Below are 12,434 nucleotides of genomic sequence, written 5' to 3' on the forward strand. Positions count from 1 at the left end.
TGACCGTCACATCCGGAAGACGCCGAAGCCGCCGCGCGCGCCCTCGTAGGGGGCGCTGTGGATCGCGGACAGGCACAGGCCGAGGACGGTGCGGGTGTCGCGCGGGTCGATGACGCCGTCGTCGTACAGCCGCCCCGACAGGAACATCGGCAGTGACTCGGACTCGATCTGCTGCTCCACCATGGCGCGCAGGGCGGCGTCCGCGTCCTCGTCGTAGGGCCGGCCCTTCGCCGCCGCCGACTGCCGGGCGACGATCGACAGCACGCCCGCGAGCTGCTGCGGGCCCATGACGGCCGACTTGGCGCTGGGCCAGGCGAACAGGAAGCGGGGGTCGTACGCCCGCCCGCACATCCCGTAGTGCCCGGCGCCGTACGACGCCCCCATGAGCACGGACAGGTGCGGGACCCTGCTGTTGCTGACCGCGTTGATCATCATCGAGCCGTGCTTGATGATCCCGCCCTGCTCGTACTCCTTGCCGACCATGTAGCCGGTGGTGTTGTGCAGGAAGAGCAGCGGGATGTCGCGCTGGTTGGCGAGCTGGATGAACTGGGCGGCCTTCTGCGACTCGGCGCTGAACAGGACGCCCTGGGCGTTGGCCAGCACCCCCACCGGATAGCCGTGCAGGGCGGCCCAGCCGGTCACCAGACTGGTCCCGTACAGCGGCTTGAACTCGTCGAAGTCGGAGCCGTCGACGATCCGGGCGATGACCTCGCGCGGGTCGAAGGGGGTCTTCAGGTCGCCGGGGACGACGCCCAGCAGCTCCTCCGGGTCGTACGCGGGCGGCTCGGCGGGGCCGGGGTCCGGGTACGCCTTGCGGTGGTTGAGCCGGGCGACCACCCGTCGTGCCTGGCGCAGGGCATCCGGCTCGTCGACGGCGAAGTAGTCGGCGAGGCCCGACACGCGCGCGTGCATCTCGGCGCCGCCCAGGGACTCGTCGTCGCTCTCCTCGCCGGTCGCCATCTTCACCAGCGGCGGTCCGCCGAGGAAGACCTTCGCCCGCTCCTTGACCATGATCACGTGGTCGGACATGCCGGGGATGTAGGCGCCGCCGGCGGTGGAGTTGCCGAAGACGACGGCGACGGTGGGGATCCCGGCTGCCGACAGGCGCGTGAGGTCGCGGAAGATGGCGCCGCCCGGGATGAAGATCTCCTTCTGGGAGGGCAGGTCGGCACCGCCCGACTCCACCAGGGAGATGCAGGGCAGCCGGTTGGCGAGGGCGATGTCGTTGGCACGCAGGGCCTTCTTCAGCGACCACGGGTTGCTGGCGCCGCCGCGCACGGTCGGGTCGTTGGCGGTGATCAGGCACTCCACGCCCTCGACCACGCCGATGCCGGTGACGAGCGAGGCACCGACCGTGTGGTCGCTGCCCCAGGCGGCGAGCGGGGACAGCTCCAGGAAGGGCGTGTCCGGGTCGAGGAGCAGCTCGATGCGTTCCCGCGCGAGCAACTTGCCGCGCTCACGGTGCCGTCGGACGTACTTCTCGCCGCCGCCCGCGAGCGCCTTGGCGTGCTCGGCGTCGAGTTCGGCGAGCTTGGTGAGCATGGCCTCGCGGTTCGCCCGGTGCTCGGGGCTGCCCGGATCCAGGGCCGAGGTCAGGGTGGTCACAGCAGGGCCTCCGGGATGTCCAGGTGGCGGGAGCGCAGCCATTCGCCGAGGGCCTTGGCCTGCGGGTCGAAGCGGGCCTGCGCGGCGACGCCCGCGCCGAGGATGCCCTCGACGACGAAGTTGACCGCGCGGAGGTTCGGCAGCGGATGCCGGGTGACGGGCAGGTCCCGGCTCTCGGGGATCAGCTGCCGGAACCTTTCGGCGGTCAGCTCGTGCGCGAGCCATCGCCAGGCCTCGTCGGTACGGGCCCAGACACCGACGTTGGCACTCCCGCCCTTGTCCCCGCTCCGGGCCCCGGCGACCAGGCCGAGCGGGGCTCGCCGGGTCGGACCGGGCGGGAGGGGGGCGGGAAGGGCGGGCTCCGGCACGGCGTCCAGGGGCCGGGTGTCCTGGGGCGGCGGCACAGGGACACGGCGGCCGTCGTGGAGGACGGCCCTGTGGTCTACGGCGCCATGGGGGACGTACACATCCTCGAAGACCCCATAAGGGGCGCCCTTTCCGGGTGGGGACAGCACATGGAAGCCCGGGTAGCTGGCCAGCGCCAGCTCCACGGCGGCACCGCTCAGCGCCCGCCCGACGACCCGTTCGTCCGGGTCCCGCACGACGAGCCGCAGCAGGGCGCTCGCGGTCTCCTCGGTGCCGGCGTCCGCCCGGTCGGTGCGCACGAGCTCCCAACGCACCTGCGCGGGCGGTGCCTTGGCGAGCGCCTCGGTGAGCTGCCCCCGCACCAGGTGGGCCTTGGCCTCGATGTCGAGCCCGGTGAGGACGAAGACGACCTCGTTGCGGAAGCCGCCGAGCCGGTTGACGCCGACCTTCAGGGCCGGCGGCGGAGCCTCGCCCCGCACCCCCTCGATCCGCACCCGGTCCGGCCCGTCCTGGCTCAGCCGTACGGTGTCCAGCCGGGCGGTGACATCGGGCCCGGCGTACCGGCCGCCGCCGGTCTCGTACAGCAGCTGCGCGGTGACCGTGCCGACGTCGACCAGGCCACCGGTGCCGGGGTGTTTGGTGATGACGCTGCTGCCGTCGGCGTGGATCTCGGCGAGCGGGAAGCCGGGCCGGCGGACGTCGGCCTCCTGGAAGAAGGCGTAGTTCCCGCCGGTGGCCTGGGTCCCGCACTCCAGCACATGTCCGGCGACGACGGCCCCCGCGAGCCGGTCGTGGTCCGTGGGACCCCACCCGAAGTGGGCGGCCGCGGGCCCGGTGACCAGGGCGGCGTCGGTCACCCGCCCGGTGACGACGACGTCCGCACCGGCCCGCAGGCACTCGGCGATGCCGAAGCCGCCGAGGTAGGCGTGGGCGGCGAGGGCGCCGGGGTGTGCGGCGGTGAGCTCGTCGCCCTCGACGTGGGCGACCCGTACGCCGATGCCGAGCCGCCCGGCCAGCTCCCGTACCGCACCGGCCAGTCCCGCGGGATGCAGACCGCCGGCGTTGGTGACGATCTTCACCCCGCGCTCGTGGGCGAGACCCAGGCAGTCCTCCAGCTGGCGCAGGAAGGTGCGGGCGTAACCGGCACAGGGGTCCTTCAGCCGGTCGCGGGCGAGGATCAGCATGGTGAGTTCGGCGAGGTAGTCGCCGGTGAGGACGTCGACCTCGCCGCCGGTGAGCATCTCGCGCAGGGCGTCGGACCGGTCGCCGTAGAAGCCGGAGAAGTTGCCGACACGCAGGGGGTTCACCGCTCGGCCCCCTTCGGCCCGCGGCCGGTGCCGGGCGGGCCCGCGAAGGCCTGCGCGATGTCCAGCCAGCGGTCGGCGTCCGGGCCGGTGGCGGTCAGGGCGAGGTCGGCGCGGTGGGCGCGCTGGGTGACGAGCAGACAGAAGTCGAGGGCGGGTCCGGTGACGCGCTGCGGTGCGTCCTCGGGGCCGTACGTCCACAACTCCCCGGCGGGAGTGGTCAGTTCTACGCGGAATTCCTGGTCGGGCGGGGTGATCCCGTGGACGGTGTGGGCGAAGTCGCGGGTGCGGACCCCGAGCCGGGCCACATGCCGGAGCCGGCCGGTAGGGGTGCGGACCACACCCAGAGCGTCGGCGATGTCCAGGCCGTGGGCCCAGGTTTCCATGAGGCGGGCCGTTGCCATGGAGGCGGCCGACATGGGCGGGCCGTACCAGGGGAACCGGGCGCCGGGCGGGGCGGCGCGCAGCGCCCGGTCGAGGGCCTCGCGCCCGGTCCGCCAGGTTCGCAGCAGCTCGGCGGGCGCGAGCCGGGCGCCCTCCTCCGCACCCTCGTCCACGAAGGAGCCGGGGGCGGCGAGCGCCTTCTCGACCAGGGCGTGGAAGGCGTCCGCGTCGGTGACGGCGAGCAGGGCCGAGCGGTCGGTCCAGGCGAGGTGGGCGATCTGGTGGGCGAGGGTCCAGCCGGGGGCGGGGGTGGGCAGGGCCCACTGCTCGGGGCTCAACTCGGCCACGAGCAGGTCGAGTTCCTCGCTCTCGGCACGCAGGTCGTCGATCACGGGCGTCGGGTCGGCCATGAGGGGGAGCATGGCAGCGGCGGCGAAAACAATCAAGCGTGCTTGCATTAATTTACGGCCACGGGTTGCCGGACGTGCCGCCGAGCCCGTCTCACACGGCCTCGACCGGCGGATACACCGGCTCCCAGCGCGCCGCCCGCACCGCCGCCTCGACGTCGTCCGGGACGGCCCGGGCCACTCCCTCCTCCACCGCCGCACGGACCACGGCCACGGCGACCGCCTCCGACGTGCCGCGCAGGTCGCGGATGGGCGGGAGGACCGGCGCGTTCGGCCGCGCCGCGGCGGGGCCCCCGCCGCCGGTCCGGTGGGCGACCGCGTCCGCCGCGGCGCGGAGCATGCGGTCGGTGACGCGGGAGGCGCGGGCGACGATCGCGCCCAACCCCAGGCCGGGGAAGACCAGGGCGTTGTTGGCCTGGCCGATCTCGTACGTCGTCCCGTCCCGCTCGACCGGCGGGAACGGGCTGCCCGTGGCCACCAGCGCCTTCCCGTCCGTCCAGTCGAGAAGGTCGGCGGGGGTCGCTTCGGCGAGGTCGGTGGGGTTGGACATGGGCAGGATGATGGGGCGCCCGGTGTGCCCGGCCATGTCCCGGACGATCCGCTCGGTGAAGGCACCGGCCTGTCCGGAGGTGCCGATGAGGATGGTCGGGCGGACACGGCGGACGACTTCGGCGAGCGGGATGCCGGGCAGGCTCTCGTCGCGCCGCCAGTCGGCGACCTCGTCCGCGCGACGGGCGTAGGGCCGCTGGAAGTCGCGCAGCTTGTCGCCCTGGTCGGCGGTGAGGAGCCCGTACCGGTCGACGCACCAGAAGCGGGCGGTGGCCTGTTCGGCGGTGAGGCCTTCGGCGACCAGGGCGTCCCGGAGCTGGTCGGCGACGCCGGCACCGGCCGTACCGGCGCCGAAGACCACGATCCGGTGCTCGGGCAGGGGCACCCCGGCGGCGCGCACGCCGGACAAGACCGCGGCGAGATTGACGGCGCCCGTGCCCTGGATGTCGTCGTTGAAGGTGCACACCTGGTCGCGGTAGCGGTCGAGGATGCGACGGGCGTTGGCGGGACCGAAGTCCTCCCAGTGCAGCAGCGCGTTGGGGAAGAGTCTGCTCGCGGTGCCGACGTAGGCATCGATGAAGGCGTCGTACGTCTCCCGGTCGGCGCGCGGGTGGCGGTTGCCCAGGTAGAGGGGGTTGTCGAGGAGTTCCTCGCGGTTGGTGCCGACGTCGAGCATGACCGGCAGGGTGCGGCGCGGGTCGATGCCGGCTGCGGCCGTGTAGACGGCGAGCTTGCCGACGGCGATGTCGATGCCGCCGACGCCCCAGTCGCCGATGCCGAGGATGCCCTCGCCGTCGGTGGCCACGATCAGGTCGACGTCGTCGGCGCCGCGGCCGCTCGCGCGCAGGGAGCGCTCGATGTCGTCGGGGGCGTCCACGGAGAGGTAGATGCCGCGCGGGCGGCGGTACTCGTTGCTGTAGCGGCGGATGGCCGTGCCCACGGTGGGGGTGTAGACGACGGGCAGCATCTCTTCGAGGTGGTCGCCGACGAGCCGGTAGAACAGCGTCTCGTTGCGGTCGTGCAGGGCGGTCAGATTGACGTTCTTCGCCAGGTCACCGGGCTGTGCCCGGTACTGGGCGTAGGCGCGCTCGACCTGTTCGTCCTGGGTGAGGACGCGCGGCGGAACCAGCCCGACGAGGTCCAGGGCCCGGCGCTCGGCCTCGGTGAACGCCGTCCCGCGATTGAGCCGGGGGTCGGCGAGGACGGCTCGGCCACGGGCGGTGATCTTCAGCGGGCGGGGGCTGGGTTCGCTGGTGCCGGTCACGGGAACAATCATCCCCATAACCGAACCGGCTCCGCATATCGGCCACTACTCCCGGTGAATGCGATGCCGGGCCGGCCGTAGTGCCCGTCAGGCCTCCGGCGTCGCCTCCACCCGGGCCCTGCCCCGGCCCACCTGGGTGCGGACCGCGCCGATGCTCGCCGCGATGACCAGGGCTATGGCCCCTGCCTCGGCCGGCGACAGGGACTGGCCGAGGATCAGGAAGCCGGCCGTCGCCGCGATGGCCGGTTCCAGGCTCATCAGGATCGCGAAGGTGGAGGCGGGCAGGCGGCGCAGGGCCAGGAGTTCGAGCGTGTAGGGCAGCACCGAGGAGAGCAGGGCCACCGCCGAGCCGAGGGCGACGGTGGTGGGGTTCAGCAGGCGGGTGCCCGCCGAGGCCATGCCGAGGGGGAGGAAGAGGAGGGCCGCGATCGCCATGGCCAGGGCCAGGCCGTCCGCCTGGGGGAAGCGGCGTCCCGTACGGGCGCTGAAGAGTATGTAGAGCGCCCACATGGCGCCGGCCCCCAGGGCGAATCCGACGCCTATGGGGTCGAGATTGCCGAAGCCTCCGCCGCCGAGCAGGAAGACACCGAGCAGGGCGAGGCCCGCCCACAGCGCGTTGATGGCGCGCCGGGAGGCCAGCACGGAGAGGGCCAGCGGGCCGAGGACTTCCAGGGTGACCGCCGGGCCGAGCGGGATGCGGGCCACCGCCTCGTAGAAGAGGCCGTTCATCGCGCCCATGGTGATGCCGAAGGCGATCACCGTGCCCCAGTCGGCGCGCGAGTGGCCGCGCAGCCGGGGGCGGCAGACCAGGAGGAGGACGACGGCCGCCGCGAGCAGGCGGAGGGTGACGACGCCCAGCGCGCCGGCCCGGGGCATCAGGGTCACCGCGAGCGCGCCGCCGAACTGGACCGAGACACAGCCGGTCAGGACCAGACCGACGGGGCCGAGCGAGCCGAGGCGGCGGCGCCCTCCGGCGGGCGTGACCGGGGTCTGCGTGGCGGTGCTGGAGGTGGCGGTCACGGGCGGTCCTGTGCTCGATCGGGTTCGTCCATCGCGATGTACTACCAGGTCCAGGGTAATGGACTTGGACAGGAGCGTGAACCCCTTACGGCACTGTCCCGGATTCTGGGACCGCGGCGCCCGTCAGACTCCCGGCCAGGCGCCCTCCTCGCGGAACAGGGGACGGCCGTCCGGCAGGTACGGGGGCACGTTCCCGTACGCCTCGTGGCCGGACCGGGCCCAGGTGCCCGAGGGCGCGTACGCCTCCTGCCCCTGGCCGTACTGGTGGGCGGGAGCCGGCGGCTGCGGCTCCTGCCACAGCGGCATGCGCAGCTCGCCGGTGTCCATCACCGCGTTGTTCTGCGAGCGGTGCAGCCGGGAGTACGCCCCGCCGCGGGCGAGGAGCTCGTCATGGCGGCCGGTCTCCACGATCCGGCCCCGGTCGACCACGAGGATGCGGTCGGCGTCGGGGGCGAGGTTGAGATCGTGGGTGATCATGATGGTCGTACGGCCGGTCATCAGGCGGCGCAGCGGCTTGACCACGCGGCGCGCGGCCATCGCGTCCAGACCCGTCGTCGGCTCGTCCAGGACCAGGACGGGCGCGTCGCGCAGGAGGGCGCGGGCGATGGCCAGACGCTGGAGCTGGCCGCCGGACAGACGGGCCGAGTGGGGGTCGACCCGGGTGTCGTAGCCGTCGGGCAGCCGGACGACGAAGTCGTGCGCGTCGGCCGCCTTCGCCGCCTCCTCGATCGCCTGGTCACTGGCACCGGGCCGGCCGCAGGCGATGTTGGCGCGCACCGTGTCGTGCAGCACCAGGGTCTCCTGGGGAAGCAGTGTGACGTACTCACGCAGGCGGGCCAGCGGGAAGTCCCGGAGCGGCGTGCCGTCCAGGAGGACGTCGCCGGCGTCCGGGTCGTAGAAGCGCAGCAGCAGCTTGGCCACCGTGGACTTGCCCGCACCGCTCGGGCCGGTGACGATCACGAGTTCGCCGGGGCTGACGGTGAAGGAGAGCTCTTCCAGGGCGGCCTTCTCGACGCCGGGGTAGTGGAAGGAGACGCCCCGGACCTCGATCGTGCCGTCCGGGCGGCCGGTGTCCGAGGGGCGCCGTGGGTCGGTCACCGACGGGCGGACGTCCAGGACCTCGATGAGCCGCTCGGCGCCGGCCGTGGCGGCGGTGGCGGTGAGGCCGAGCTGGGCGAGGCCGCGCACCGGCGGATACAGGTAGCCGAGGAAGGCCGCGAAGGCGAGGAGCCGGCCGAGGGTCATCCGGCCGGTGGAGATCTCCCAGGCGCCGATGCCGATCACGGCGAGCACGCACACCGTCTCGATGACCTGGACGAGCTGCTCGTAGGCCTCGTTCAGGCGGGTGGAGCGGACCGAGGCGCGGAACCAGGCGTTCGCCTCCTCGCGCAGCCGGCGGCGCTCGGCGTCCCGGCGGTCGTACGCCTGGGTGAGCACGATGTTGCCGAGGGACTCCTCCACCACGGAGGTGATCGCGCCGTCGGCGACCCGGCCCTCCCGGGAGACGTCCTTGATGGAGCCCGAGAAGCGGCGGGCGGCCAGCCAGAACAGGGGCGCCAGCACGAAGGTGGCGGCGGCCAGGTCCCAGCGCAGCCAGAACGCGGCGGCCGCGTAGAAGAGGGCGGAGAAGGCGGCCGAGGCGGCGCCGACCAGACCGGAGACGACCATCGTCTCGATCGCCTCGACGTCACCGGTCAGCCGGGAGAGCAGGTCGCCCTGGCGGTGGCGCTGGAAGAAGTGCGGCGGCAACCGCTGGACATGGTCGAAGACGTGCTCCCGCAACCGCATCACGAACCGCTCGGTCACCCAGGTGGCAAGGGAGTTGCCGGCGTACGCGACGAGGGCACCGGCCACGGCGATCGCCAGCCAGGTGCCCGCCGGGCTCCAGAACGCGGCCAACGAGCCCTTCTGCAGGGCGTGGTCGGTGAGGTCGCCGAACAGGAGGATCGCCTCGGTCTCGGCTAGCGCGGCGAGCACCGTGCACAGCCAGACGACGAGCAGCCACTTTCTGAGCCCATGGGTCAGCGGCCAGAAACGGCGGAATGCCAGCCGGGCGGGAATGGTGGGTGTTTCATACTCGAACTCGTCCGCCTCGGCACTCTCGTGAACCATTGAATTCCCCTTCCGAAATCACCGTCGCGAACGAAAAGAAAAGGGGCCGACGGTGCACCATCGACCCCTTTCGATTCAGCGTCGGATCACTGATCCCGGCCCGGGAACGGCTTGGGCAGCGGCTTCGGCGCGTGCTTCTTCGGCTTCGGCTTCGGCGGCGGGGGGAGGTGCTTCGCCTTGGGCTTGGGGGGCAGCGGGGCAAGCTTCTTGAAGCTCATTCCGACTCCTAATGTCGCTTTACGTGTGGTGTTGAATTCCGCGTCCGGAACCCGACATCGAAGAACCTACACGCCACTCAGGAGCCCGAACGGCAAAGTTGGCAAAGGGGCGCTGTGAATACCTTGGCACTTCCTGAGAGACCCGCGCGAAACTGAGAGTTCTCTTGCGAACCTGAGAGTGGCCTTATGAGCCGGGTGCCGGAGGGACCCCCTCCGCCTCCTCCAGCGCCTGCGCCAGCACCTGAGCCAGATGCCGCCCCCGCACCCCGGCCAGCTGGTGCAGCTGGGTGCGGCAGGAGAAGCCGTCCGCCAGGATCACCGTCTCCGCCGGGGCCTCACGGACCGAGGGGAGGAGCTCCTCCTGCGCGCAGGCCTCCGACACCTCGAAGTGGCCTTTCTCGAAGCCGAAGTTGCCCGCGAGTCCGCAGCAGCCCCCGCTCAGCTCGCCGGTGAGGCCCGCGGCCTCACGGAGCCGGCGGTCGGCGGTGTCGCCGAGCACCGCGTGCTGGTGGCAGTGGGTCTGTCCGGCGACCGGGCGGTCCACGGCGGGCGGGGTCCAGTGCGGGGCGTGCCGCTCCAGGACCTCGGCGAAGGTGAGGACGGCCGAGGAGAGCCGGGCCGCGCGCGGGTCGTCGTGCAGCAGCTCGGGGAGGTCGGAGCGCAGGGCCGCGGCGCAGCTCGGTTCCAGGACGACGACCGGGAGCCCGGCCCCCAGCACCGGCTCCATCAGGTCCAGCGTGCGGCGCAGGACCCTTCGGGCGCGGTCGAGTTGGCCGGTGGAGACATAGGTCAGTCCGCAGCAGACCCGGGCGCGGCGGGCGGTGAGCAGCGCGGCGGCCGACCTGGTCCGGCCGTCGCCGATCCCTCCTCCGCGCACCCGCAGCGTCGGCGGCAGGACCACCCGCAGCCCGGCGGCCTCCAGCACCCGGACGGCGGCCCGGCCGACGGACGGGGACAGATGCTCGGTGAAGGTGTCCGGCCACAGCACGACCGTCTGGCCGGTGCCGTGGACGGGCTTCCTGCCGCGCCACCAGCGGGTGAAGGTCCGCGTCGCCAGCCGGGGGATGTCCCGCTCCGCCGCGATCCCGCCCAGGCGTTTGCCGATCCGGGCCAACGGCCCCACTCGGGCAAGGGCGTTGAGCAGCGGGGCCGTGCGGGTGAGCTCGACCCGGCGCAGCCACTGCGGCAGCCGGCCCATGCTGAGGTGGGCGGCGGGGCGGCGGCGGCCGGCGTAGTGGTGGTGCAGGAACTCCGCCTTGTACGTGGCCATGTCGACGCCGACGGGGCAGTCGGAGCGGCAGCCCTTGCAGGACAGGCACAGGTCCAGGGCGTCGCGGACCTCCGTGGACCGCCAGCCGTCGGTGACCAGTTCGCCGGCCAGCATCTCGTGCAGCAGGCGGGCCCGGCCGCGTGTGGAGTGCTCCTCCTCGCCGGTCGCCCGGAAGGAGGGGCACATCACGGCGGGGCCGGCCGCCGTGGCCGTACGGCACTTGGCGACGCCCACGCAGCGGCGGACGGCCGCGCGGAAGTCGCCGTCGTCGGCCGGGTAGCCGAAGGCCACGTCGACCGGGCCGCGGGGCAGCACCGAGAAGCGGAGGTTCTCGTCCAGCCGCGCCGGGCGGACCAGCATCCCCGGGTTCAGCAGGTCGTCCGGGTCCCAGACCGCCTTGGCCCGCTCGAAGAGCCGGACCGTCTCCGCGCCGTACATGCGCGGCAGCAGCTCCGCGCGGGCCTGTCCGTCGCCGTGCTCCCCGGACAGCGAGCCGCCGTGGGCCACCACCAGGTCGGCCAGTTCCTCGGAGAAGCGGCGGAAGCGGCCGACGCCCGCCTCGGTGAGCAGGTCGAAGTCGATACGGACGTGGATGCAGCCGTCGCCGAAGTGGCCGTAGGGCGTGCCGCGCAGGCCGTGCGCCGACAGCAGCGCCCGGAAGTCGCGCAGATAGGCGCCGAGCCGGGCGGGCGGCACCGCGCAGTCCTCCCAGCCGGGCCAGGCCTCACTGCCGTCGGGCATACGGGTGGCCGTACCGCTCGCGTCCTCGCGGATGCGCCACAGGGCCCGCTGGGCCGCCGGGTCCGTCACCACCAGGGATCCGGCGACGCCGGCCGCGCGGACGACCGCCTGCGCACGCGCGCGTGCCTCGCCCGCCGACTCCCCGCCGGTCTCCACGAACAGCCAGGCACCCCCCTCGGGCAGCCCGGCCGGCGAGCGCACCAGGTCGGCCGCCATGCCCTCCACCGTCAGCGGGCCGTACCGCAACAGGCCCGCGGCGGACTCGGCCGCCGCGCTCTCGTCGCCGTACGCCAGCACCGCCAGGGCACGCGCGCGGGGGGCCTCCACCAGCTGGACGACCGCCTCGGTCAGCACGCCCAGCGTGCCCTCGGAACCGCAGAAGGAGCGGGCGACGTCGGCGCCCTTCTCGGGCAGCAGCGCGTCCAGCGCGTACCCGGAGATGCGGCGGGGCAGGTCCGGGAAGCCGGTGCGCAGCCGCGCCAGCTCCCCCTGCACCAGCTCGCGCAGCCCGTCCGGGGCCCCCGCCCAGTCGCGGCCGAGCCGCAGCCGGCTCCCGCGCGCGGTGACGACGGACAGCTCGCGCACGCTGTCCGCGGTCGTCCCCCAGGCCACCGAGTGCGAGCCGCAGGAGTTGTTGCCGATCATCCCGCCGAGCGTGCACCGGCTGTGCGTGGAGGGGTCCGGGCCGAAGCGCAGGCCGTGCGGCGCGGCGGCCTCCTGCAGCCGGTCCAGGACGAGACCCGGCTGGACGACGGCCGTACGGGTGGCGGGATCCAGCTCCAGCAGGCCGTTCATGTGCCGGGTGAAGTCCAGCACCACGCCCGCGCCGGTCGCTTGCCCGGCGATCGACGTGCCCCCGCCGCGCGCCACCACCGGCACCCCGCGGGCCCGGCAGACCTCCAGCACGGCGGCCACGTCGTCGGCGTCTCTGGGGGCGACGACGCCCGCCGGGACGCGCCGGTAGTTGGACGCGTCCATGGTGACCAGCGCCCGGGAGGTGACGTCGAAACCCACCTCGCCCCGGACGACCCCGCGCAGTTCACCGGCAAGATCTGTCATGCGTCCAGGATGCATCCGCTCACGCACAGTCACCGGAAGTTTTCCACAGCACCGCGCATATCGTCGTACCAATTCACAAGTCCACCCCCTCGATGAGCTTGTCTCATCGGACGGACACGGTTACGTCCGGTTTCG

At 73.3% G+C, this 12,434-nt stretch carries 8 protein-coding genes; all 8 read right to left on the reverse strand.

Annotation, left to right across the window (positions count from 1 at the left end):
- Positions 1–6: 6 nt before the first annotated feature.
- The 8 genes from AB0D93_RS07525 to AB0D93_RS07560 all read right to left on the reverse strand — a co-directional run bounded on the left by AB0D93_RS07525 (position 7) and on the right by AB0D93_RS07560 (position 12,299).
- Entirely contained in the window at positions 7–1,605 is a 1,599-nt protein-coding gene (locus AB0D93_RS07525; RefSeq protein WP_362114503.1) for a carboxyl transferase domain-containing protein, read from the reverse strand.
- Complete coding sequence (locus AB0D93_RS07530) at positions 1,602–3,278, reverse strand: acyclic terpene utilization AtuA family protein (RefSeq protein WP_362114506.1); 1,677 nt, start codon at positions 3,276–3,278, stop codon at positions 1,602–1,604. Before AB0D93_RS07530 ends, AB0D93_RS07525 begins: the two co-directional genes overlap by 4 nt.
- The gene (locus AB0D93_RS07535) at positions 3,275–4,069 is read right to left on the reverse strand and encodes a TIGR03084 family metal-binding protein (protein ID WP_362114509.1); all 795 of its coding nucleotides are present in this window, start codon (positions 4,067–4,069) and stop codon (positions 3,275–3,277) included. The genes AB0D93_RS07530 and AB0D93_RS07535 overlap by 4 nt, the downstream gene beginning before the upstream one ends.
- Before the next feature lie 91 nt (positions 4,070–4,160).
- Positions 4,161–5,879, reverse strand: coding sequence for an NAD-dependent malic enzyme (locus AB0D93_RS07540; protein WP_362114512.1), 1,719 nt, complete (start codon positions 5,877–5,879; stop codon positions 4,161–4,163).
- Between the two features lie 87 nt (positions 5,880–5,966).
- Entirely contained in the window at positions 5,967–6,899 is a 933-nt protein-coding gene (locus AB0D93_RS07545) for an EamA family transporter (protein ID WP_362114515.1), read from the reverse strand.
- A 123-nt stretch (positions 6,900–7,022) separates the two neighbouring features.
- Entirely contained in the window at positions 7,023–9,011 is a 1,989-nt protein-coding gene (locus AB0D93_RS07550) for an ABC transporter ATP-binding protein (protein WP_362114518.1), read from the reverse strand.
- Positions 9,012–9,097: 86 nt separating this feature from the next.
- Positions 9,098–9,229, reverse strand: a complete 132-nt coding sequence (locus AB0D93_RS07555) for a hypothetical protein (protein ID WP_362114521.1) — start codon at positions 9,227–9,229, stop codon at positions 9,098–9,100.
- Positions 9,230–9,413: 184 nt separating this feature from the next.
- Positions 9,414–12,299, reverse strand: coding sequence for an FAD-binding and (Fe-S)-binding domain-containing protein (locus AB0D93_RS07560; RefSeq protein ID WP_362114524.1), 2,886 nt, complete (start codon positions 12,297–12,299; stop codon positions 9,414–9,416).
- Positions 12,300–12,434 lie beyond the last annotated feature (135 nt).

It is taken from the genome of Streptomyces sp. NPDC048191 (assembly GCF_040652655.1).
In the GTDB taxonomy this organism is placed as follows: domain Bacteria; phylum Actinomycetota; class Actinomycetes; order Streptomycetales; family Streptomycetaceae; genus Streptomyces.